The organism is Solibacillus ferritrahens (assembly GCF_037027585.1).
GTDB classification, from domain to species: Bacteria; Bacillota; Bacilli; order Bacillales_A; family Planococcaceae; genus Solibacillus; species Solibacillus ferritrahens.
In genome coordinates, this window is record NZ_JAXCLE010000003.1 from 173,301 (window position 1) to 196,086 (window position 22,786).

General features: G+C 35.6%; 23 protein-coding genes and 1 riboswitch. Of the genes, 17 read left to right on the forward strand and 6 right to left on the reverse strand.

Features of this window, described 5'->3' with window-relative positions; all coding sequences use genetic code 11:
* The first annotated feature begins 439 nt into the window (after positions 1-439).
* A complete protein-coding gene (locus SNE38_RS04860) occupies positions 440-1,228 on the forward strand; it encodes a lipid II flippase Amj family protein (RefSeq protein WP_225223913.1) in 789 nt (262 codons plus the stop codon).
* Positions 1,229-1,422: 194 nt separating this feature from the next.
* Positions 1,423-1,848 carry a cytidine deaminase gene (locus SNE38_RS04865; RefSeq protein ID WP_336045983.1) on the forward strand — a complete coding sequence of 142 codons (426 nt, stop codon included), beginning with the start codon at positions 1,423-1,425 and terminating at the stop codon, positions 1,846-1,848.
* A gap of 348 nt (positions 1,849-2,196) precedes the next feature.
* Here the strand turns inward: SNE38_RS04865 and SNE38_RS04870 are convergent, their stop codons facing one another.
* Entirely contained in the window at positions 2,197-2,400 is a 204-nt protein-coding gene (locus tag SNE38_RS04870) for an RNA polymerase sigma factor (protein ID WP_336045984.1), read from the reverse strand.
* Between the two features lie 289 nt (positions 2,401-2,689).
* Positions 2,690-3,064, reverse strand: a complete 375-nt coding sequence (locus tag SNE38_RS04875) for a hypothetical protein (RefSeq protein ID WP_336045985.1) — start codon at positions 3,062-3,064, stop codon at positions 2,690-2,692.
* Between the two features lie 169 nt (positions 3,065-3,233).
* Between SNE38_RS04875 and SNE38_RS04880 the strand changes: the two genes are divergently transcribed.
* From SNE38_RS04880 to SNE38_RS04895, 4 genes are all read left to right on the forward strand, one after another.
* Entirely contained in the window at positions 3,234-3,413 is a 180-nt protein-coding gene (locus SNE38_RS04880; RefSeq protein WP_191705135.1) for a hypothetical protein, read from the forward strand.
* A 5-nt stretch (positions 3,414-3,418) separates the two neighbouring features.
* The gene (gene lepB, locus SNE38_RS04885; protein ID WP_191705134.1) at positions 3,419-4,156 is read left to right on the forward strand and encodes a signal peptidase I; all 738 of its coding nucleotides are present in this window, start codon (positions 3,419-3,421) and stop codon (positions 4,154-4,156) included.
* Between the two features lie 195 nt (positions 4,157-4,351).
* Entirely contained in the window at positions 4,352-4,864 is a 513-nt protein-coding gene (locus tag SNE38_RS04890; RefSeq protein ID WP_191705133.1) for a tetratricopeptide repeat protein, read from the forward strand.
* Between the two features lie 122 nt (positions 4,865-4,986).
* Complete coding sequence (locus tag SNE38_RS04895; protein WP_191705132.1) at positions 4,987-5,253, forward strand: hypothetical protein; 267 nt, start codon at positions 4,987-4,989, stop codon at positions 5,251-5,253.
* A 40-nt stretch (positions 5,254-5,293) separates the two neighbouring features.
* Here SNE38_RS04895 and SNE38_RS04900 read toward each other — a convergent pair whose 3' ends face one another.
* Positions 5,294-5,734: a DUF3997 domain-containing protein gene (locus SNE38_RS04900; protein WP_336045986.1), complete on the reverse strand. Its 441-nt coding sequence runs from the start codon at positions 5,732-5,734 to the stop codon at positions 5,294-5,296.
* Positions 5,735-5,931: 197 nt separating this feature from the next.
* Here SNE38_RS04900 and SNE38_RS04905 point away from each other — a divergent pair, with 197 nt between their 5' ends.
* Complete coding sequence (locus SNE38_RS04905) at positions 5,932-6,474, forward strand: RNA polymerase sigma factor (RefSeq protein WP_336045987.1); 543 nt, start codon at positions 5,932-5,934, stop codon at positions 6,472-6,474.
* Complete coding sequence (locus SNE38_RS04910) at positions 6,464-7,633, forward strand: anti-sigma factor family protein (protein WP_336045988.1); 1,170 nt, start codon at positions 6,464-6,466, stop codon at positions 7,631-7,633. Before SNE38_RS04905 ends, SNE38_RS04910 begins: the two co-directional genes overlap by 11 nt.
* Before the next feature lie 152 nt (positions 7,634-7,785).
* On the opposite strand, the gene SNE38_RS04915 is transcribed toward SNE38_RS04910, so the two are convergent.
* Positions 7,786-8,982, reverse strand: a complete 1,197-nt coding sequence (locus SNE38_RS04915; RefSeq protein ID WP_336045989.1) for an MDR family MFS transporter — start codon at positions 8,980-8,982, stop codon at positions 7,786-7,788.
* Between the two features lie 508 nt (positions 8,983-9,490).
* Positions 9,491-9,569, forward strand: a riboswitch (glycine riboswitch).
* A gap of 159 nt (positions 9,570-9,728) precedes the next feature.
* Between SNE38_RS04915 and SNE38_RS04920 the strand changes: the two genes are divergently transcribed.
* Positions 9,729-11,066 carry an amino acid permease gene (locus SNE38_RS04920; protein ID WP_336045990.1) on the forward strand — a complete coding sequence of 446 codons (1,338 nt, stop codon included), beginning with the start codon at positions 9,729-9,731 and terminating at the stop codon, positions 11,064-11,066.
* Positions 11,067-11,447: 381 nt separating this feature from the next.
* On the opposite strand, the gene SNE38_RS04925 is transcribed toward SNE38_RS04920, so the two are convergent.
* Positions 11,448-12,656, reverse strand: coding sequence for an MFS transporter (locus tag SNE38_RS04925; protein WP_336045991.1), 1,209 nt, complete (start codon positions 12,654-12,656; stop codon positions 11,448-11,450).
* Between the two features lie 12 nt (positions 12,657-12,668).
* Entirely contained in the window at positions 12,669-13,931 is a 1,263-nt protein-coding gene (locus tag SNE38_RS04930; protein ID WP_336045992.1) for a helix-turn-helix transcriptional regulator, read from the reverse strand.
* A gap of 215 nt (positions 13,932-14,146) precedes the next feature.
* Between SNE38_RS04930 and SNE38_RS04935 the strand changes: the two genes are divergently transcribed.
* The 8 genes from SNE38_RS04935 (at position 14,147) to SNE38_RS04970 (ending at position 22,447) form a co-directional block, all read left to right on the forward strand.
* On the forward strand, positions 14,147-14,698 hold the full coding sequence (locus SNE38_RS04935; protein ID WP_191705127.1) for a GNAT family N-acetyltransferase: 552 nt from the start codon (positions 14,147-14,149) through the stop codon (positions 14,696-14,698).
* Positions 14,699-14,842: 144 nt separating this feature from the next.
* Positions 14,843-15,748, forward strand: coding sequence for an ABC transporter ATP-binding protein (locus SNE38_RS04940; protein WP_191705126.1), 906 nt, complete (start codon positions 14,843-14,845; stop codon positions 15,746-15,748).
* On the forward strand, positions 15,735-16,673 hold the full coding sequence (locus SNE38_RS04945) for an ABC transporter permease subunit (protein ID WP_336045993.1): 939 nt from the start codon (positions 15,735-15,737) through the stop codon (positions 16,671-16,673). The genes SNE38_RS04940 and SNE38_RS04945 overlap by 14 nt, the downstream gene beginning before the upstream one ends.
* Before the next feature lie 263 nt (positions 16,674-16,936).
* Positions 16,937-17,665, forward strand: a complete 729-nt coding sequence (locus SNE38_RS04950; RefSeq protein ID WP_191705124.1) for a GntR family transcriptional regulator — start codon at positions 16,937-16,939, stop codon at positions 17,663-17,665.
* The gene (locus SNE38_RS04955; RefSeq protein ID WP_336045994.1) at positions 17,665-18,804 is read left to right on the forward strand and encodes an iron-containing alcohol dehydrogenase family protein; all 1,140 of its coding nucleotides are present in this window, start codon (positions 17,665-17,667) and stop codon (positions 18,802-18,804) included. The genes SNE38_RS04950 and SNE38_RS04955 overlap by 1 nt, the downstream gene beginning before the upstream one ends.
* A complete protein-coding gene (locus SNE38_RS04960) occupies positions 18,801-20,555 on the forward strand; it encodes a thiamine pyrophosphate-binding protein (protein ID WP_336045995.1) in 1,755 nt (584 codons plus the stop codon). Before SNE38_RS04955 ends, SNE38_RS04960 begins: the two co-directional genes overlap by 4 nt.
* A gap of 3 nt (positions 20,556-20,558) precedes the next feature.
* Entirely contained in the window at positions 20,559-21,488 is a 930-nt protein-coding gene (locus tag SNE38_RS04965) for a bile acid:sodium symporter family protein (protein ID WP_191705122.1), read from the forward strand.
* Entirely contained in the window at positions 21,485-22,447 is a 963-nt protein-coding gene (locus SNE38_RS04970; protein WP_336045996.1) for an SDR family oxidoreductase, read from the forward strand. The genes SNE38_RS04965 and SNE38_RS04970 overlap by 4 nt, the downstream gene beginning before the upstream one ends.
* Positions 22,448-22,786 lie beyond the last annotated feature (339 nt).

The following is a 22,786-nucleotide window of genomic DNA, read 5'->3' on the forward strand; positions in this document are numbered from 1 at the left end:
AAAGTGGGAGGGGTATTTGATGAGTAATACAAATAACAAGTGGAACATCGCTGAAATAAAAACGGGCTATTTTGTATTTTTTGGTGCCACAATTGGTGCGATTGTTGGGTTAGTTGCTTATGTGAATAATTGGTTGTAACTCTCTAATATGAACTGTCCCATTGTTAGCCCCAACTAACTTTGGGGCAGTTTTTCTATAATTAGAAAAAATTAGAAGCTGGTCCAAAATATTTAATTGGAAAAGGAAGTTTATGGGCTGAATAATCCACGATGGAAATGAGGTAAACTTCGCTCGCGTTTGTCTCAAAGCAATGTTTGGGATGTTTATTTTACTGCATTGTTTAAATTAGAGGGAACTAATTTACAATAAAAACGTTGAAATGTGAAAATAAGGATATGGCAGGTGGGGGCAATAGAACTTATAACAGAAAAACTCATTATGATTGCTTTATTTATATTAATCATTCACTCGATTGAAACATTAGCGTATGCAGTGCGACTTTCTGGAGCTCGTGTTCGCTTATTAGCATCGGCATTGTCACTTTTTAATGTAATGGTAATGGTTTCAAGACTATCTAATATGATGCAGCAGCCATTTACAGGGAGCTTGATAGATAATGCTCCTTCTAATCATGCTTTACAATTTGTCGAGCATCAATTCCGTTTTCTTATAGGTTCAGCTTCACTCGGTACGTTGCTTGGTATTATTTGTTTACCAACCTTTGTAGCCATTTTTTCTAGGGCCATTATTCATTTAGCTGATGAAAGGGGTTCAATCCCGGCTTTATTGAAAAAAGGTTTTACATTTGACTATTTACGTCGTGCATTCAAACATTTACGCAAACCAAGCCTTTCATATTTACGAGGAATAGGGATACGTGATATTCCAATAAAGTTATTTATTATTAATATTGTCATTACTGCTGTTTATACAATAGGGGTTTTATCGGCTTTATATGCTAGCTTATTGGTTCCTGAATACAAAACAACGGCAATTATGGCTTCGGGATTAATAAACGGTATAGCCACAATGTTATTAATTATATTTATTGACCCAAAAATATCTATTTTGGCTGATGATGTAATTAATAAAAAAGGAAATTATTCTGAGTTGAAAAGAGCTTCGGTTATGATGATGAGTTCAAGACTTTTAGGAACTATATTTGCCCAACTCCTATTTATTCCAGGAGCACATTATGTTGCTTGGTTTGCAAAATTCATTGCATAGTAATATATAATTGATTCTCGTTTAAGAGAAAATAGGGTTAAACTTAATTTTAAGATGAAATGAAAACAAAATAAAAGCAGATATCAAACACGTAAATAGAATTAAATATGATAAGAAGAAAATGATGGTAGAGATTATGCTTTATCAGAATATATACATGATGTCTACGGTAACTATTAAGGAGTAACAAACTAATGAATGATAAAGAACTATATGATATTGTAAGAAATTTAGTTGAAGAAAGATATCCTATCGGTTGGGGTGGTGCAGCAGCCGTTCGTGTAGAAGATGGTACAATTTATACAAGCGTAGCGCCAGAAGTAATTAATGATTCAACAGCTCTCTGTATGGAAACGGGTGCAATATTAGAAGCTCACAAATACAACAAACAAGTAACACATAGTATTTGTTTAGCACGAGAAGATGAACATTCACCATTAAAGGTGCTTTCGCCTTGTGGGGTCTGTCAAGAACGCTTATTCTACTGGGGTCCCCAAGTCCAATGTGCCATTTCAAATGATACACAAGCAATTATTTATAAAACATTAAAGGAACTACAACCTTACCATTGGACAGACACATATTATGATGAAATGATTGAACATTGGCAAAAAATATAGTTTCCAAATTTGAACTGCACTCTTTTAGACACATCTAACAAGGGGTCGGTTTTTAAATGACTAAAATGAGCCTAGAAGATAAATTAGTAGTCGTTCAATAATATATATTGCTAGAAAGAACGCTAGCTGCAGATTTTTGGTATTACATCACAATATATTAACCTTAGCGAAACTGCAGCGATATAATTAGTTGCCTAAAAAAACATTAATAGAACCTAATAAATGGGAGTATTTTTAGAATAACCATCTTTATATAGACCGTATTCATAGACTTTGTGATCTTCCTCGTTCAAATATGTCCAAAGCCAGAAGACATGAAGGGGATAAATTGTATAATCTTTTTTCTTCTTAAAAAATCATACGTAGTATTTCTTGCAATGGAAAAAGCCATGTTTTCTTTGATGATTCACCTCTAAAATGGTTTAATGAATACTTCACTTTAACAAAGGTATCGTGTGTAAGATCTTCTGCAACTTCATGATTACCAACAAGTAATAAAATGTAGTTGTGTATGGCATCACTATATTCTAAATACAATTCCTCCCAAGTCATTTGTTTGCCTCCTTTGTATATATAGTCAAATAAGTGAAGAATAAGTTTTAAATTTAATGAGTTTTTAATGCGGGCTTTTGTTTAATGCATTTTAACCTTATAGTTATAGGTAAAATATGTTAATTTAAAGTTATCTTTAATCTTATGTGACAATATAAGAGAAAGCCAGTCATCTCCCTGAAGGAAAATGACTAGCTTCATAAATACAAAGATTCAATTACTATTATTACTTCTTTTTCATTTTCTATTATTTCTTTAAAATTTTCTAAGAAATTTTCATCATTTATAATCACATATTTTGGTTTTTATCAGAAAGATTAACTATTATCCCCTTATCTACATCTATATAAAAAGCAAAATTTGAGTTTAAAGAGAAATTAAAACGATAATGGTATTCTATTTGAGAATCTTTATTTTTTTTAAATGATAGATTTTTAAAGCTTTCAATAAGCAATTTTTGCTGGTCTGCTGGAATTTCTATAGTTATTAATTCAAGGGGATTATGTTTAATTTTTATAACTTCCATCTCTCGATTAGCTGCACTAAAGTCAGGATTTTCTAAAATTTCATTAGCTGAATATGTTTTGTTATCAATCATAAATTTCAACCCCAAAACACCGACTAAAATAACGATAATAACTATTAAAATGTGTTTCCCTTTCAAAATTACACCCCCTGCAATTTATGTAATTATATGGTTAAATTAAATTATAAATCAACTAAAAGTCTCCATTCAGTAAAACTTGGTCATTTATTAACGTTATATTGGGGACTGGAAATATTTAGACATTTGTAAGCGTTATTAAAATAAAATTAATTTGGAGGTATTTAGTATGAAACATTCTTTATATTTATTTATTTCAATTTGTTTAATGCAGTTATTTATATTAGTAAACGTAACTTTTTTAAACGGTGAATATGATGGATTGATGATGTGGTTATGTAGTGGCATCTTCATTTATGCATGTGCAGTTTTTGGATTAAGTCGTAGAGATAAAAATGCGTCTAACTAATAGGGGTGACTTCAAAACCGCTTTGGGAATGTTTACAGTTAAAAAAGATATATGCAGTTTTAGTGAATAATTTAAATAACACTTTCAAAGAAGGAGTGCTTAAGATAAGACTTTTAACTGTGCTATTACCAATCTTTATTTTAGTTGGTTGTAGTCAAGGAAATGTGGCAACTACAAATACAATTACTGATAAGAATACTTCTGAAGTATTGGGAACTGTTACACCTCAAGAATCACATTTATTAGTTGAATGGAATTCGGATGCTATGGATAGAGGAAATCACGACTTTAATACAATGTCACATTCTGAACTTGTTGTGGAGCCATACAGTGGAAAACTGCAAAGAGGTGATGTCATTTATTATCAGATGCTTGATTCCGAACTTGAAAAGAATAAGAATCTTCCCAAAATGTATTTAGGAAGAGTTGTCGGATTGCCCAATGAAACCGTAAAAATTAAAGGTGGGCAAGTTTATATTAATGACGAAAAATTAGATACGTTCTATAGTGTGGCAACGAGCTTAGGATTAACAAAAGAAGAATATTTTGAAACAATTAACTTAAAGAATATTAACAAAGAAGAAATGGAAAACTACTTCAATACTTCAATGGAACCAATTAAGGTTGAGGATAATACTGTTTTTGTGTTAGTTGATATGTGGTGGAGAGGAACGGACAGTAAAGATTTCGGTTTATTACCCGAAGGAAATATTCAAGGTAAAGTGTTAGGCTATAAAAAGTAAATCCTAAAATGAATAATAGATACATCTTAATATTAAATAACGTTCCCAAATGAAAAGTTAGGAAACCAACACACCCCCCGTTCAATTGAGTAGGGGGTGTGTTGGCTGCTTATGAACAGTAAGTACCCAATGACGCTATGAGAAAGTTATAATTCTACTAACTGTGTACTTTAGTGAAAGAAGGATCTTTATTAAATGTATGAAAAGGGGTTATTTACATTGAAAGAAGAAAAGCTTATAAGAGCACTTGAATTACGAAAAGATAATAAAAAGAAAGAATCCAATCAATTACTTTTAAAAATTGTTGAGGAATACCCTGATAATGCGTATGTTAATTATCAATGCGCTTGGAGTTTTGATGTTTTAGGAGAAGAATCAAAAGCAGTACCCTTTTATGAAAGGGCTATTAAAATAGGGTTATCTGGTCAAGATCTAGAAGGAGCAATATTGGGACTTGGAAGTACATATAGAACATTAGGGGAATACGAAAAATCAAAAAGTACATTCCTAAACGGAATCGAATTATTTCCAAACAACAGAGCAATTCAAGTATTTTATTCAATGACCCTGTATAATTTAAACGATCATAGAAAAGCGATGGAAATTTTATTGAAATGCCTGCTAGATACTACAACAGACTCTGAAATACTTAGTTATAAAAAAGCTATCAATTTCTATGTTGATAAATTAGATGAAGTATGGAAATAGGTTGTAAAAATTTGTACTTATATAAAAGCGTGCTTAAATAAAACAAAATCAAAAAGTATAAAAAATAGACCCTATAAACGTTTCTAAATCGAAGTTTGGCAACACTCATTAGAGGTGATATTTTGAAAAAGGTAATAATCGGTTTGAGCAGCATAGTAATTATAATTATAGCTGCCTATTTTTTAGTGCCAAACATTATGATGAATAGTGTAAAAGATAAAGTTATTGAACATAATCCTGACATTGAAAATATTATTACGATAAATCATATAAGCTCTTGGGGTGAATGGTTTTCAGAATACGTATTGGTAGTTGAAATTGATGGACAAAAATTTCAGATTTGGTCAAATAACAAAGGCGATATAACAGTTAAAGAGGCTTTAGAATAACAAAAAATATTCCAAATGGTTGTTCAATAATCTTATTTAATTATGGTTCCTTTTTTAGCTTTTCGATTGGTGTAAAGACGACGTTAATACCTAATTGTTCTGAATCACTTTCTAACTCTTTTAACGTTAGGGGACCTTTTACTTCGTTTTTATTCATTTCAATTATCCAATAAGAATAATCAGCATCGCTAGGTTTTTTTGGTGGTTCTTCTACACCTCGTCCGTTTGACTTTAAATGCAATTGTTTTGCGATAATATACTGTTCATTCCACCATACAGCTGCCACTTTAGCTGGTACATACAAATAGTTTATTGTATTTTCCTTTCTATCATTTACTGGTTCTTCTCCGTATATTTGAATTTGATGAGCTGAAAGTCTATCAATTCGATAACCATTCTCCAATGAAATTGTATAATCTGCTAATCCCGCACATCCGGATAAAATCAAACAAGATAAGATTAATAGAATAAAATGTTTCAAAGTTGTCCCTCCATTACAAAGTGTTATGTCCTTTATTTTAATACGCTTAAAATGGGGATAAGTTCCTTCCTTGTAATCTTGAAGAAAACGCTAAAGTATTCTTCTTGTCCCGATTAAATGAGTTAAATATTAAAAAAAAAAGAAAAATTTGAGAGGAAATGAATTTTATTTCGTTATAGTAGTAGGGGGTGAAACGAATGAATATGGACGAACTAGTCACACGGATAAAGAACGGTGAAAGTCATTATTTCACCAATATTGTCAAACATTATGAGCAGAAAGTTTTTATCACTGTTATACGAATAGTAAAAAACCATGCTACAGCGGAAGACATCGTACAGGATAGTTTTATAAAAGTATTTTATAGCCTACATAAGTATAAGAACACAGGATCTTTTAATGCATGGCTATATAGAATTGTAGTTAATAATTGTTTTGATTATTTACGGAAAAATAAGCTGCAAATGATACATATTGATAGTGAGGTAATGAATAGTCATTATCCTGAAAAAATATTATTGTTACATGAAAGAAATGAGCAGTTAGATCAACTACTTCAACAGTTGGATGAAACTGAGTACATGGTGATATTGCTGAAATATGTAAATGAGCTAAGCTATGATGAAATAAGCGAAGTACTTCAAATTTCTTTAAATGATGTCCGTAACAAGTTACACCGAAGTAAAAAAAAACTTAGGTCAATTTCAATGAAAAAAGGAGGTTATTTTTATGAAATGTAATTCTTATTTGCTAGAAGATTATGTAGAAGGTTTTTTAGAAGAGGTAGAACGAAATAAAATGGAAGCGCATTTGCAATCCTGTACAAATTGCCAACTTGAATATGAACAATTATTAAATGAGCAAAAGAGTTTAATTGCACAGCTCAATATACCTAGAATGGCGAATAGCCAAGCTGATGCGATTATGCAACGTATTCAAACGAATGAAAAACATAAAAAATCTTGGCATAATTTAAAAATGATTGTAATCAGTGCAGCCGTTATTATGCTGAGCTTTGTGCTATATTCTTGGAACCGTACACCGAATGAATTGGCGCAGCAGCCGTTTGATGAGCCAACACAATTAACGGAAACGAATAGTAGCGTGCAGGAAGGACTTATAGAAAGAGTACAAGACATAGATTATAATGAGGCATTTTTGGACGTTTCAATCGATAAAGTTGTAGAAAATGGTGAAAACTATGATATTATTTACCGAGTTAAATTTAAGGAACATTACCAGCAAGAGCAAAATAACTTATATAAGCAGTTTTTAAATAAGTATAAAAATGTAGAAGTAGCAAATGAGCCTAAAATTGAATCTACACAAGATGACTTTTTTGGCACAGTAACAACAAAGGTGCAATTTGCCATTCGTGATGAAACGGGCCAACTTATTTTAGCTACTTGGAAAACAAAAGGCGGTGAACAACCGCTAATACCGGAATACTCTTCAAGTGGTGGCGGTACAGAAATATTAGGTGAAAGGATTTATACAACATCTGTTCCTAAGTATACGACCCCATCAACATTTGAAGTGCTGCGAATGGAAGCCTATGTTTTCGATTTATTTGAAACGGATGTGAATACGTCGCAACTACAAACATTTCAATATAATGACGTGACGTATGCAATAGATTCGGTAGAAATAGATAAAGGGTCTATGAATGTGAAAATATCTACAGAGGGTAAACCTGAAAGGGTGCCAAGATATTGGTATATCGAGCATAACAATCGTTTAATCGGTTTAAATAGAGGAGATCATAAATATATTAAAGGTCGTAGCACTTATATATACGAGTTTGAAAATTTTGAACAAATACCATCTAATTTAAAATTAGTGCCGTCTCCTGTAAAGAAATTCAAACAAATTGACCCAATTGTATTAGACTTACATTAAAAAATAGACTCTCACTTAATATACGATTTAGGTGAGAGTTTTTTGTATTGGTGAAAATCTTATCCAAATCTCATTTCTTTATAATTAATTTAAAAGAAAAGCTCCAAAAGAATAACACAACAATATTTCAAAGGGATTGTTAATCTCTCTCTTCAATAAAGCTTGATATAAAAAACTAGACTGATAAACGCACATAGTAAAATAATACTGAAAATAATTAGTGGTCCAAAAAAGGCCGCTAAAATAACTGTGAATGGTGCCAACAAACGTCCAATTGTAAATTGCATGTTGGATGCAGCCATATACTGTCCTCTTGCATTTTCGGGGGCATATTCACTCACAAAATTGTATAGAACAGGCGCTCTTACAATTTCACCAAAAGTAAATATAATTGTTAGAAATAACAAGATCCATATATTTGTTGTAAAACCCACTGCAAACATACCAAAGCCTGCTAATAGACAGCTTAAAATAAACACTTGCTTATCGCTCCAACCTTTTAACCATTTGGTAATAGGTAGAACAAATAGTACAAATAAAATACCATTTAGTCCTAACATATAACCTAATACGTCTTTACTGGAAAGCTCGAAGTTTATAAATGAGACGATTGTCTGATTTGGTACGTAATCGTAAATATAAACTGATAAGTATAAATCTAATTGCATAATCGCAATAACAGAGAAAATTCCTGCCAATAAATAATAAGAAAATTTATTGTCCTTTAGTATTATAACGTAGTCTTTTAATTGTTTTATTGGTGAAAATAAACCTTCATTTGAAGTCCAAGTTAGCGTTTCTTCTAACCAAAAATAGATAAATAAAAAGAAAACCATCAGTACAATAGCGCAGCTCCATAGCAGCAAATCACGGTAATCAAAAAATAACCATGCACCTAAGATAGGACCTATAACTGCCCCTAAATTACTTCCTGTTAAAAATGTGGCAAATACTTCTTTTCTATATTCTGCTGAAACTGTATCTGCAACCATCGCATCACTTGCCGGTTTATAAAGACCCTTACCTATTGTAATTCCTAAAAAAGCAAAATAATCGAGCCAAATTATACTAGACATAGCGAATAGAATAAACATAGTAAACTGAATACCTACGCCCCATAGCATCACTCTTTTTCGTCCAAATCTATCTGCAAATGAACCTCCTATGAGTCCGGTAATTAGGCTGAGAACGGGTGGAACCATCATCAGTGCACCTGCCCAAGCCAACCCCAATGATTGACTAAAGTAAATCGCAATGAAGGGAAAATACATCCAATAAAATAAATTAAAGATTGTTTCTCCACAAAGTCTTACCTTTAAATTGCGTGTCCATATATTTTTTTTAACCATATAATACCTCATTGATTTATTTCGGCCGATGGGTTTATTTTAGATTTAAAAATATGGGAAATATAGACTTTAATAAAAAAATTTGATATACTAATAATATGAAAAACGAGTAAATACTACTTTTATTTGACGAGCACTATAAATAGAACATATATTCCTATTTGAACGAGTAAAACCACTCAACTAATCGACTATTAAAATCGATTAATGGAGTGGTTTTTTAGATATCCCACTGAAAATGAAATATTCATTATTTTCAGTGGGATACTTTTTTAAGGATGAAAATTCTGTAATAGGTTTACATTTTAGTGGAAACATTGATAAATTGCTTGTTTCAATTTAATTTTATCTTCTAACCATTGTATCCACTCAAAATAGTTGTTAGTATTAATTATTGTACAATAATAGTATCGTGAGCGACCTGTTTGGAGTTGGAGGTTGCCGACAACAAATAGGGATTAATTACATACATATCAAGCGAAGATCGTCGTGGATAGCACTACTGACGGGAGCAGTTTCTGGAGAGAGCGCGTGTACCGCGTCGCCGAAGGGTTCATTATCTCAGGCAAAAGGACAGAAGACAGGAATAATAAGGGACGTTATTATTCTTATCTACAGGAACTGGTGAATTATCAGTTCCTTTTTTAATTTTCAGAAAACATGATTGGATGAACCGCGAACATTTACCTATTATTTTGCGCTGTCCTTGTGGCAGACAAAATACTTATCCTTTGGAGGAATTCGTTTTGGAACAACATGAACTCAAGCGCGATCTTAAAAATCGGCATGTACAACTAATTGCGATTGGCGGAACAATCGGTACAGGGCTATTTTTAGGATCAGGAAAAGCGATCTCACTTGCAGGACCATCAATAATCATCGGGTATTTAATCGTAGGAATAGCTTTATTTTTCGTCATGCGGGCACTTGGAGAGCTCCTATTATCAAAAGGGGGCTATGCTTCATTCACGGAGTTCGCTACTGAATATTTAGGAGATTGGGCAGGGTACGTTACTGGCTGGACATATTGGTTCTGCTGGATTATGACGGCCATGGCAGATATTATAGCGGTCGGAATGTATACACAATACTGGTTTGATATCCCGCAATGGGTGCCGGCCATTGCCTGTTTAGTAGTCTTACTTATCTTAAATTTACTGACTGTAAAATTATTCGGTGAACTGGAATTTTGGTTTGCTCTTATCAAAATCGTTACCATCATCGCACTTATTGCAATAGGGATTGTATTGCTCATCATTGGATTTGAAACAGATGCTGGGAAAGTGGCAGTGTCTAATCTGTGGGAGCATGGCGGTTTATTCCCGAACGGAGCATTTGGCTTCCTTATGGCTTTCCAAATGGTTGTCTTTGCATTTGTTGGAGTGGAATTAGTCGGGGTAGCAGCTGCTGAAACGGAAAATCCGCAAAAAAATATACCATCGGCCATTAATAAAATACCGATCCGTATATTACTGTTTTACGTAGGTGCGCTATTCGTTATTTTAACGATTAACCCATGGGATACGTTAAGTGCGACAAGCTCACCGTTCGTTCAAGTATTTGCTTTGGTCGGTATTCCGATTGCGGCAGGACTTATTAATTTTGTCGTGTTAACATCAGCTGCCTCTGCAGGAAATAGCGGGATGTTTTCAACGAGCCGTATGCTGTTTAGTTTAAGTAAAGGGAAACAGGCTCCGAAATCGTTCGGTAAATTAAATAAAAATGCCGTTCCACAAAACGGGTTATTATTTTCTTCAGTAGTCGTATCAATTGGTGCACTGCTCAGCTATCTGATGCCGGATGATGCCTTTAGTATTGTAACGACAATCAGTGCGATTTGCTTTATTTGGGTGTGGAGCATTATTTTAATCTCGCATATCATTTATAAAAAGCGCCACCCGGATTTGCATGCGAAATCGATATTTAAAGCACCATTAACGCCGTTTGTGAACTATGTGGTTTTAGCATTTTTCGTATTTCTATTAATTATTATGGCGATTTCAGAGGCTACAAGAACTTCTCTTATGCTGACGCCATTATGGTTTATTATGCTATTTGTTTTATACGCATTTCGGAAAAAATAAATATAAGGAAGGCGCTCCGCATTTGCGAGGCGCCTCCTTTTTTATTAATTGACGAATATCGTGGCCAAAGTGGCGAATATCAAATGAAGAGTGACGATTAAGAGAGAAAAAGTGTCGAATATATAAAGGGAAGTGGCGAATACCTGCATAGAACTGGCGAATATTCCCATCGAACTGGCGAATATCCGCTTAAAACTGGCGAATATCTCAACTACTTTAGTTTACTCATCATGTGCTTTCTTGCCTCCATATGGATTTTAACGTCGCAGCTGTCACAGGAAAACTTGCCACGCATATTCCGTTTATACTTTTGGTATTTTGTTGTCCCTTCCACCAATAGAAAGGGCTTTTTACAGCAAAAACAGAGGGCCTCATAAGTGATCATTGTAACTCCTCCTGTACGAATAATAATGAATTTCTAATTAAATAAACATACACAAAGCAGGCGATTAGTACGCCAATAAAAGCAAATAAACTTGTTATGAGCTGGATTGAATAGAGTTCAGCTAAAAAACCAATGAGCAAGGTCAGCAATATTTGCATCACACTTTCGATTAAACCTAATGTACTGCCAAACCGGCCCATAATTTCAGTTGGAATCGTCTGCTGATAAAAAGTTGCATAGCCCGCATTACTAAATGCCATGAATAATCCTAGTAAAATAAAAGAAGCGATGGCCAAAATCAGATTCGATGAAAAATAAAACACAAAATAGCATACTAAAGTTAATGAAAAGCCTGCTCCTATATATGAAATGAGCGATAGTTTTTTGACATATTTTGCAGCCATAAATCCACCAACGATGGCACCAATTCCTGTTAGTCCAACAATTATGCCGTATGCAGTATCAGACACTTTATGAAAATCCTTTAAAAACGACATTTCCTGTGAATCAAGTGAATAACAGATCATAAGAGCGGTTGAATATAAAACAAAAAAGTATAAAATTTCCTTTTTCTCTCGTATAAATTTCCAGACCACATAAAAGTCATCCCGAATAACGGCAGGGGTAATCGTCTTCAATAATTTCGTTATTTCGCCTTGAACATTTGGCAGTAAGTACATCATCCATGCACTAAAAAGAAGCATGCATGCGTTTATCCACATCGCAGTAGAAGTACTGCTAAAGGCAATGATTACACCACTTAAAGCAGGTCCAATCATAAAGCTTCCGGAGCCTAGCATAGCGTTAATAGAGTTGAAGCGTAGACGATCATTTGGCTGTACAAGCTTTGTAATCATATATGTACTGCTAGGATTTGAAAAACATACTGCGATATTTGCAAGGAATATGAAGCAGTAAATGAGCCAAATGTCCGTAAGTAAAGGCATCAAACAAACAATACCTGCACGGGATAAATCACTGAATATGAGAATCGTCCTTTTATTGGACCGGTCTACAATGGAGCCGGCAAAAAAGCTGCAAAGGATTCGGGCAATTGGACCAATGATATAAATTCCTGCAACGGCTGCAGGCGACTCTGTTAAATGCCAAACCGTTAGATTAAGCGCGATTAAATAAATCCAACTCCCTAACTTGGATACGCCAAATCCAAACCATAAATAAAAATACTCTTTTCTTAACTCCATACATTCACCCTCCTAGCTACTCATTCGTTGTCGTACTTTTTCACTTGCAAATAAAGCTTGTTTATAACATTGACTAGCATGCTTATAGGCATGGAGTTGTTCATAAAACTGTCCCCATAGAGGGGCATAAAAAAGGGTTAACGCATAGTACTGCTCTTCATTAAAATGATGAAAAGCCTGTTCTTCCAACTCTTTTAGACCTTGAATGATATGCTCGTTCTGAATCGCATATTGTAAAAGTTTTCGCTGATAAATATGGTGCTGGATTGAAAATAGCTGTTCCTCATACCGATGGAATAGCTTTTCTAATTGAGTAAAATCTTTATTCTGATAACATGTGCGCATCCAGTTAATAGCAGAATGTAGATCTTCGTCATATTGATTTGCCGTTTCATAATGTTCACTCGCTTTTTGAAAATCATCCTGGCATTCGTAGCAGTAGGCGATGTTATTATGAAGCGAGCTCCACTGCATCGGTGTTTGAATCGATTCAACATTTTCCAGTAGCTCAATACCCGCCTCATATTCCTGTAATGCTTCGCGGTATCGGTGGAGATCATTATAAATAACGCCTTTCATCGAGTACAGCTTCAACTGAAATAACGGTTTAAACTGATGAGTAAAATAATGTGCCGCAAGCTCAATATGCTGCAGAGCCTTGTGAAATTTGTAGCTGCGATGGTTCGCAAAGGCGAGATGATAATGATAATTGGCAAGCTCAAAAGGATGTACGTTAGTTAAATATTGCGCATCCTGTTCTTTTTCAGCTAAAAGGTCAAATTCCGAAAATGATAAATGACCAAATGCGGTAATCGATACAAATAGTTCAGTAATACGATCTTTTTTCCAGCTGACAACTGGTTCAATTTCATTCAAAAGCTTTCTTGCATCAGTATCTTCTTTTATGGAATACAAATATCGACTGTAAATAAGCTTGGCGGTGATTTGAAGTTCTATTGAGTATTCATTTTGCATGAGTGTCGTTAATAGTACCGTATCACTTTCCGAAACAGTAACATTTGATAAAAGCTTTTCGTACACAGATTCCAAAAAGGTTGTGTGTTCGGAAATATCATGCTGAAGGTTTGTAAAATCTATATTTAAATTTGCAAATAACTGTTCATACAAATCATATTCTGCAATGACGATGCCGTTTTCAATGCGGCTTAAATAGGAAGGGGTACACACTCCTAAAGCTACTTCATCTTGTTTTAATTTCTTTTTCTGTCTGTAGTATTTTAAAAGCTTTCCCCATGTTTGCTCTTGTCTTTTCATTTGAACACCTCTTACTCTATTTTATCAAAATAACGTTGGGGAATATTGTGAATTTTTTGATTAATATTAATTGTGAACAACTATAAATGGTCCGACTTACACAATTGTATAAAATAAAGCGTTATTTTATTGCATAATATAACCTTGCTCTTATATGATAAGGAAATAAAAAAGATAGTTTTGTTTTGAATGGGAGATTAGATAGGAGAGATCGTATGTTTTATTATGAAGTGGATAATGAAATACAATTAAAGTTAATTACGCAAAATGATGCAGAGGAAATTTTTGCATTTATTGACCGTTCCCGCAGTTATTTGCGTGAGTGGCTTGGTTGGGTAGACAATACAAAAACTGTAGAAGATACGCGTGCATTTGCAGCAATGAATTTAGAAAAGTTTGCAAAGCGTGAAGGTTTGGACACAGCGATTTTTTATAAAGGACAATTTGTCGGGAAAATTTCAATAAATACGATTAACTGGACGTTGAAAAAATGCGAGGTTGGCTATTTTCTCGATGAAAAGTTTCAAGGTGAAGGCATAATGACACGCGCGGTAAAAGGAATCATTGATATTGCCTTTCACGAATATAAGCTTCAGAAAGTGGAAATTCATGCTGCAGTCGATAATAAGAAGAGCCGCCACATTGCAGAGCGTTTAAGCTTTATGCATGAAGGAACGATTCGTCAGGCGGAATGGCTGTACGATCATTATGTTGATCATGCAGTATATGGCTTGATGGTAGACGAATGGGTAGGGGAATATAAGTAAAGAATGGACCTCATCATTAATTTGATGAGGTATTTTTTGTAAATAAATGAAACCTTTTTGTTATTTAAACAGTATAATAACTGTTATCATTTTTCAATGATATTTAAAATTACTTACATAGGTAAGGAAAGCAGGTGTGGGCAATTGACAAAACCAATTGTTGAAATTAAGAATTTGAACAAAAAAATCAAGGGAAAGCATATTATTAAAAACTTGAACCTCGATTTTTATCCGGGCCAGATTACAGGATTCTTAGGTCCAAATGGGGCAGGTAAAACGACGACTATTCGAATGATGACAGGATTAATGTACCCATCGGAAGGTGAAGTTGTAATTGATGGTCATATGTTATCAAAGAATTATGAAAAGGCGATTAGTAATATAGGGGTAATCGTTGAAAACCCGGAAATGTACAAATTTATGTCAGGCTATAAAAACCTACAGCACTTTGCGCGCATGCATAAAGGTGTAACAAAAGAGCGCATTGATGAAGTTGTAGCTCAAGTAGGATTGCAAAACCGAATTCATGAGAAGGTAAAAACGTATTCTCTTGGGATGCGTCAACGACTAGGTTTGGCACAGGCTATGTTGCATCGTCCTAAGTTTTTAATATTAGACGAGCCTACAAATGGTCTGGACCCGGCAGGTATTCGGGAGTTCCGTATGTATTTACGTAAAATTGCGGCAGAAGATAATGTGGCAATCGTCGTATCAAGTCACCTATTATCTGAGATCGAGCTTATGGTAGACCGTATTGCTATCATTCAAAACGGCGAGCTAATCGATATTCGGGAACTCGAGCAACAGGTTGCTGCACAATATTACATTGAAGTAGGTCAACCTGAGCAACTGATCGGATTATTTGAAGAGCCACTGGAGAAAGAAAAGGGTGGCTACGTTGTAAATTTAACAAAAGAAGAAGTCCCTGCATTCGTCCGCAGGCTAGTTGAATCTGGAATTGATTTATACACAATTCAACCAATTCAAAAAGGTCTTGAAGATCAGTTTATCGAGATGACTGGTGGAGGTGCAATCGATGCAATACGTTAAAAATGAATGGATAAAAATGTGGTCACAAAAAAACGCTTGGATCATGCTGGGGCTTGTACTCGCATTGCTTGCATTTGTTTCAGGTATGAACAAATATTACGGTGTTGATTCCGATACGAAAGAAGCACGTATCGAAGCGAATGAAAATTGGCTGACACATTATAATGAAATGTTAAATGCTGAAGGTATGGCAGAGGAAGATAAACAATATTACCAGGATGAAATAGCGATGACTGAATATCGAATCGCGCAGGATTTACCTTCGTATGATGCGACAATGATATCAGAGCATATGGAAATGTCGATCACTTTAACGATTGTCATGATAAGTATTTTTACTGTAGTTATTGCAGCTGGGATTGTGTCTTCGGAATTTGGGACTGGAACTATTAAAATGCTATTAACTCGTCCAGTAGCGCGATGGAAAATATTGTTATCTAAACTTGTTACAACTATTCTATATGGACTAACTTTAATGGTAAGTGGCTTAATTTTTGCGTATATACTCGGCATTATTTTATTTAATACAGATCCAGCTGTTTCTTTATCAATTGTAAATGGTCAAGTAATGGAAGAGACAGTTAAAATTCCATATTTGGAAATGATTTTATATTCTGCTGGTTCTACGCTAATGACCATTCTATTTGCATTTATGATTGGAACAATTTTTGGTTCAAGCACGCTGGCAGTAAGTTTATCATTGTTCATCCTATTAATGGGTTCAACAGCGACAATGTTTATTGCACAATATGATTTTGCTAAATATATTTGGTTCGCGAATGATTTATCGTTTTACGCACCAGGCAGCATGCCGCTCATTGAAGGGTTAACTTTTACATTCTCGTTAATCGTCAATATCGTATATGCGATTGTTTTTTTAGCCATTACGTTCATCTATTTTATGAAACGTGATATCACGGCATAAAAAATAATTTTGCTCACAAATATATACTAATAAAATAAAAATTATTAAATTAACCTCATCTATTATCTGTCAGGATAATAAGAATGAGGTTTTTTATTTGGATAAAATTTCAAAATAATAGTTTGCGATATTATTTTAATATTATATATCAGAATTTTCAGAAAAATATATTGTAATTATCCAGTTTCAACCATATAATCAGTTTTAACAAAGTTAACTGGTACGGACGTTATGATGTTCGGACCAATGGAGGTGGACGATGGATGAACTTTGAGAGCCATATTCCATTACATATTCAGCTGAAAGATTTGTTGAAAACTGAAATTTTTGATGGAAAGCATGTTGAAAAAATACCGAGCGAACGAGAATTAATGGAGCGTTTCACGATAAGTCGTTCGACCGTAAGAGAGGCAGTAAGTCATCTTGTAAATGAAGGGGTTCTGAAAAAAATACATGGGAAGGGCACGTATATTACAAAAAACAAAACGGTGCATGACTGGTTAAATACATTGAACAGCTTTACAGATACAGTGCGGAATATGGGCATGAAGCCAGGCGCTAAGCTACTACATGCAAAGATGATCGACAATTTCCCGGAGCTGAAAGATTTGCTGAAGCATTCTACGTTATTTTCAATTGCGCGATTACGAACTGCTGATGACCAGCCCATTGCGATCGAACGACATTACTATAATCCGCATTTAGGTCAGCAAATATCTGCTTACGATTTAAACACTGCCACAATTTATGATGTTCTTGAGAAAAATCTTAATATCGCCATTATTGAAGCGGAACAAACTGTAAGATGTCACCCTATAAGTCTGGAAGATGCAAAACTATTAAACCTTCAGCCTAATATTAATGTCCTCTGTGTAGAAAGAATACTTTTAGGAGCACAGGGTGAAGTAATTGAATACTATAGCAGCTTATTTCATCCGGAATTATATATGTTAAAACTGAAAACGAAACGAGCGGTACAGGGGGTTGGCTAATGAATAATGAATTATTTTTACCTAAGCATGTCGTAAGCGGCATTGGCTCATTTAAGCAACTGCAGCACATTGCCGAACAAAAAAAGTGGGTAGCCCCTTTTATAATCTATAGTTCGAGTGCGCTTTCTGAACAGCTTGATACGATGAAGCAAAAGTGGAAACAAGCAAGCTTTTTTGAAATCTCAAAAGGCGAACCTACCATATCTGAACTAAAGCGAGCCATCGATGAATTGAACAGAGGGCAAAGAGATTGTGTGATTGCAATTGGTGGTGGGAGTGTCATTGATTTAGCAAAAGCGGTAGCTGTATGTGCGATAAATCCGACATTAGCCTTAACCGATATTCCAAATAAGCCTTTTTTAGACCGACTCCCGTTAATTGCAGTGCCAACAACAGCGGGTACTGGTTCGGAGGCAACGAAAATAACGGTGATTACGGATGAAACACTTCAAACAAAGCTCAATCCTGCACATCCAAGCTTAATACCGGATGTGGTCATCTTAGATGCATCGTTTACGGTGAATTTGCCGAAGCACATTACGAGCTTTACGGCTCTGGATGCACTGACACATGCAATTGAAGCTTATGTTTCGACAAAGGCAAATGACATGAGCGATTTGTATGCGTTAGAAGCTATTCGCCGACTGAAAAATGTAGAAAAAGTATTCAAAGAGCCAACTAATATTGATGTACGTCAGGAGCTGCTCATCGGAAGCTTTTATGCAGGGATTGCTTTTTCCAATGCATCTACTAATCTGGCACATGCAACAGGCCGGGCATTAGGTGCAAAATTCCATATGCCGCATGGTCAATGTGTAGCGCTTATGCATCCGTTCATCATTGATTTTTCAATGGAAAGTGCATCTGAACGCTATAAGGATATTGCAAAAATAATCGGACTTTCTGATCAAATGGAGTTAAGTGCTTATTTGGTTCAGTTGAATACAGAGCAACAAGTTTGGGATAGTGCACGCTTTTTAGCACCATTACTTACCGACGAAGTAATTGAATATTTAGCGAACCAAGCGTTTACTGGAAACGGAATAGTGACAAACCGACGTGTTCCAACAAAAGTGGATGTGGAGTCTATTTTTAAAGCATTAAGAAAGCGTTTACAAAATAAAGGGGGAAATGAATGATGGTATTGATGACGGGTGGAGAAGTTGTAGCGAAAATGTTGGCAAAAGAAGGGGTAGACAACGTATTCGGAATTATAGATGGTACTTATTTTGGGTTTTATTCAAATTTACAGAAGCACGGTATCGAACTAATTTCCCCGCGTCATGAAACGAGTGCCGCTCATATGGCGGGCGCCTATGCACGAGTGACAAATCGTCTGGGTGTTTGTATGGCAAGCAATGGTCCAGGGGTAGCGAATATTTTACCAGGCCTCGTTGTAGAAGAAGCAGAAGGAAATCGTGTTCTTTGTATTACGAGCGCAAGACGTACAGGCATCATGTACCCAGATCGTGGTGGAACGTATCAATGCTTTGACCAAACGGCAACGATTAAACAATTTGCAAAATGGAGTGAAGCGGTCCCTTCTTTTGACCGTATTCCTGAAATGCTGCGGATGGCTTTACGTAAATGCTATGAAGGGCGCCCGGGTGTCGTCCATCTGGACATTCCTGAAAATATAATGAACACAAAAGTGAATTGTGACCTTCATTTTTGGGAGCCATCCGAGTATCGTATGCTAGAGCTGCCGAAAGCTTCGAATTACCAGATCGAACGTACAGCACAGCTTTTAAAGTCTGCTACATTTCCGATCATTCATGCTGGTAGCGGGGTGATTCATGCAGGAGCAAAAAATGAGCTAACAGAAGTAGCGGAAAAATTGCAGGCGATGGTCACGACAAGCTGGGCGGGGCGCGGGGCGATGAGTGAGGAAAATCCGTTAATGATGCCAATGGTGCATATTGAAGCGAATAATAATGTGAGAAACGATGCGGATGTTGTTCTCGTATTAGGTTCCCGCTTAGGCGAAACGGACTGGTGGGGGAAAGCACCATATTGGAACGGCAATCAAACGGTTATTCAAGTAGATTTAGAGCCTTCCATTTTAGGAGCAAATAGGCCTGCCGAACTTTTAATTCAGGCAGATATTAAAGCGTTTTTACAGGACCTTTTAGTAGTGCTTAATAATAATGACTTTGATCAGCCGGTCGATACAAACCGCCAACAATTAATTGAAAAGCATCTGGAGAGTAAAAAACAGCATCGTAAAAAATTAAATGAACATATTGCGGATAAAAATAGCCCATTAAATCCAGCACAAATTCCGCATTTAGCCAATAAAATATTCCCTAAAAATACACCGCTCGTTATAGATGGTGGCAATACAGCGATTTGGACGAATTTCTATTATGAAGTAAATGATGAAATGCCGTTACTATCCACTTTTAAATTTGGAATGCTTGGTGCAGGGCTAGGTCAGGCGTTAGGGGCAGCAGTAGCAAAGCCGGAGCAGCCGGTTCTATGTATTATCGGTGACGGTGCAATGGGCTTCCATCCGCAGGAAATCGAAACGGCTATCCGCAATAATCTTCATGTCGTTTTCATCGTACTGTGTGATAAACAATGGGGCATGGTAAAGATGAATCAGCACTTCGCATTAAGACCGTTAAAAACAATGTGGAAGAAAACACTCGATCCACATGAAAGCATTAATGCGGATTTAGGTGAAATTCGTTTTGATAAAGTCGCAGAAGCGATGGGGGCACATGGTGAATTTGTAGACAGTATTGAACAACTTGAGAACGCATTACGCACATCGATATCAGTAGGGAAATGTACAGTTATTCACACTGAAGTTGACCCCGTAAAGCATATGTGGGCACCGGGTCTTCGTTATTTCAAAGATATGCATGCCGAGCCGAAGGGAAAATAGTGTATGGGAATAGATACAATTCAAATCAACTTTAATGAAACTGCATTATTAATTATGAACATCGTGATTGGTTTTATTATGTTTGGCGTAGCGCTTGATTTACAAGTTTCGGATTTTAAGAGATCGTTAAAAACACCGAAGCCTGCTTTAATCGGGCTTGCTTGTCAATTTCTATTATTGCCGGCGATTACATTTGTGCTCGTCAGCATCATTCAGCCTATTCCAAGCATTGCACTAGGTCTGTTTTTAGTCGCAGCTTGTCCTGGCGGGAATTTATCAAATTTCTTAACGCATTACGCAAAGGGCAATACCCCGCTCTCAATAAGCATGTCAGCTATTTCAACGGTTATGGCAATTGTGATGACACCGCTAAATACGATGTTTTGGGCATCGCTATACGGTCCGACAAAGGAAATCATGACATCGTTCAGTATTAGTGTAGTGGATATGTTTACGACAATTTTCTTTATGCTGGGATTGCCTCTTATTGTTGGTATGTATATTCGGAAAGTAATGCCAAAATTTGCAGCACGATTCAATCAAATTATGATGAAGCTATCGATTGTTATTTTCGTTTTATTTGTCATCGTTATGGTAGCGAACAATTTCGATGCATTTATTGATAACGTTGGTGCGGTTGTATGGGTGGTAATTATTCAAAATGCACTAGCTATATGCATAGGTTATTTTGCATCCCGAGCATTAAAGGTTGTCGATCGGGATCGTCGTGCCATTGCCATTGAAGTAGGGATTCAAAATTCGGGTCTTGGATTAGTATTAATCTTTAACTTTTTCGGGGGGCTTGGTGGAATGGCCCTGGTAGCAGCATTTTGGGGTATTTGGCATATCATTTCAGGACTAATCATTGCTACTTACTGGTCAAGACGTGCTCCGGATAATACCGTTACAGTTCATCAGGAGGTCCATACATGAATGTTCTCATAACAGGTGCGGGCGGTTATTTAGGTCAGCAGCTCGTCCGTCATTTATTACAAACGACAAATCACAGCATTATTGCGGCAGATATTAGGGAAACATCGCCGTTTGAAGCACACGAAAATCTGCATTATATCGTGTTGGATGTACGGTCCAACGAAGCGCAGAAGTACTTTGAACAATATGATGTGGATATAGTCGTTCATTTAGCTTCGATTGTTACACCTGGAAAGAAAAGCAATCGTGAATTTGAATATTCGGTCGATGTTTTAGGAACAAAAAACATTTTGGAGGCATGTGTTCAAACGAATGTGAAACGTATTATTGTTTCATCAAGTGGTGCATCCTACGGGTATTATGCAGATAATGCCGATTGGATTGAAGAAACTGATCCAATACGCGGTAACGAGGCATTTGCATACTCCTACCATAAGCGGTTAGTAGAAGAGATGCTTGAGCAATACCGATTACAGCACCCTGAGCTTGAACAGACGATTTTCAGGATCGGCACGATATTAGGGGCGAATGTACGCAATCAAATTACGAATTTATTTGAACAAAAAATGCTAGTCGGTGTGGCGAAATCCAAAAGTCCGTTTGTATTTATTTGGGATCAGGATGTTGTAGCTTGTTTCGCTCAAGCAATAGATAGTGAAACAACCGGAATTTTCAATTTAGCAGGGGACGGCGCTGTCACAATAGATGAAATTGGTGGTTTATTGAATAAAAAGGTCATCAAAATACCTTCGAATGTAATTAAGGGAAGTTTGTTTATTTTAAAGAGGTTAAATTTAAGTCAATATGGTGAGGAACAGGTTGATTTTTTACGCTATCGGCCAGTGCTCAGTAATCGTAAGCTTAAGGAAAAGTTTCAATATGTTCCACGAAAATCTTCCATTGAGGTTTTTAAATATTATATGAATAGTCGGATGACCGAAAAAGTAAACGGGGAATAGTGGTACAACATTTGATTGGAATCTAATCAAGTGGGGATAGTCAGAAAACGGATTTTCGAGAAGTTTATCGAAACCGTTTTTTTATTTTTTGTAGTTTTTTATATAAAATCATGTTATTTTACAAAATATACAAGATATATATAGCATTTAAAAATAGCGCTTTATACTAGAAAAGTGGCAATCTATAGGGGATGAGTAGATGATTAACGATAAATATAAATGTGACAGGATCAATGCTACAATATAATCATGGGAACAAAAACAAGTACTTGAGGATTAAAGGCGATGAGGAACTAACAACATTGCTATTGACTTTAATTGAAAAATAAAACTAACGGA

Excerpts from the sequence above, each read along its gene's own strand:
- SNE38_RS04960 (WP_336045995.1), top strand. The coding sequence starts at position 18,801 with ATGATGGTATTGATGACGGGTGGAGAAGTTGTAGCGAAAATGTTGGCA.
- SNE38_RS04945 (WP_336045993.1), top strand. The coding sequence starts at position 15,735 with ATGCAATACGTTAAAAATGAATGGATAAAAATGTGGTCACAAAAAAAC.
- SNE38_RS04965 (WP_191705122.1), top strand. The coding sequence starts at position 20,559 with ATGGGAATAGATACAATTCAAATCAACTTTAATGAAACTGCATTATTA.
- SNE38_RS04880 (WP_191705135.1), top strand. The coding sequence starts at position 3,234 with ATGAAACATTCTTTATATTTATTTATTTCAATTTGTTTAATGCAGTTA.
- SNE38_RS04865 (WP_336045983.1), top strand. The coding sequence starts at position 1,423 with ATGAATGATAAAGAACTATATGATATTGTAAGAAATTTAGTTGAAGAA.
- SNE38_RS04870 (WP_336045984.1), bottom strand. The coding sequence starts at position 2,400 with ATGACTTGGGAGGAATTGTATTTAGAATATAGTGATGCCATACACAAC.
- SNE38_RS04910 (WP_336045988.1), top strand. The coding sequence starts at position 6,464 with ATGAAATGTAATTCTTATTTGCTAGAAGATTATGTAGAAGGTTTTTTA.
- SNE38_RS04915 (WP_336045989.1), bottom strand. The coding sequence starts at position 8,982 with ATGGTTAAAAAAAATATATGGACACGCAATTTAAAGGTAAGACTTTGT.
- SNE38_RS04955 (WP_336045994.1), top strand. The coding sequence starts at position 17,665 with ATGAATAATGAATTATTTTTACCTAAGCATGTCGTAAGCGGCATTGGC.
- SNE38_RS04930 (WP_336045992.1), bottom strand. The coding sequence starts at position 13,931 with ATGAAAAGACAAGAGCAAACATGGGGAAAGCTTTTAAAATACTACAGA.
- SNE38_RS04935 (WP_191705127.1), top strand. The coding sequence starts at position 14,147 with ATGTTTTATTATGAAGTGGATAATGAAATACAATTAAAGTTAATTACG.
- SNE38_RS04970 (WP_336045996.1), top strand. The coding sequence starts at position 21,485 with ATGAATGTTCTCATAACAGGTGCGGGCGGTTATTTAGGTCAGCAGCTC.
- SNE38_RS04950 (WP_191705124.1), top strand. The coding sequence starts at position 16,937 with ATGAACTTTGAGAGCCATATTCCATTACATATTCAGCTGAAAGATTTG.
- SNE38_RS04860 (WP_225223913.1), top strand. The coding sequence starts at position 440 with ATGATTGCTTTATTTATATTAATCATTCACTCGATTGAAACATTAGCG.
- SNE38_RS04905 (WP_336045987.1), top strand. The coding sequence starts at position 5,932 with ATGAATATGGACGAACTAGTCACACGGATAAAGAACGGTGAAAGTCAT.
- SNE38_RS04925 (WP_336045991.1), bottom strand. The coding sequence starts at position 12,656 with ATGGAGTTAAGAAAAGAGTATTTTTATTTATGGTTTGGATTTGGCGTA.
- SNE38_RS04890 (WP_191705133.1), top strand. The coding sequence starts at position 4,352 with ATGTATGAAAAGGGGTTATTTACATTGAAAGAAGAAAAGCTTATAAGA.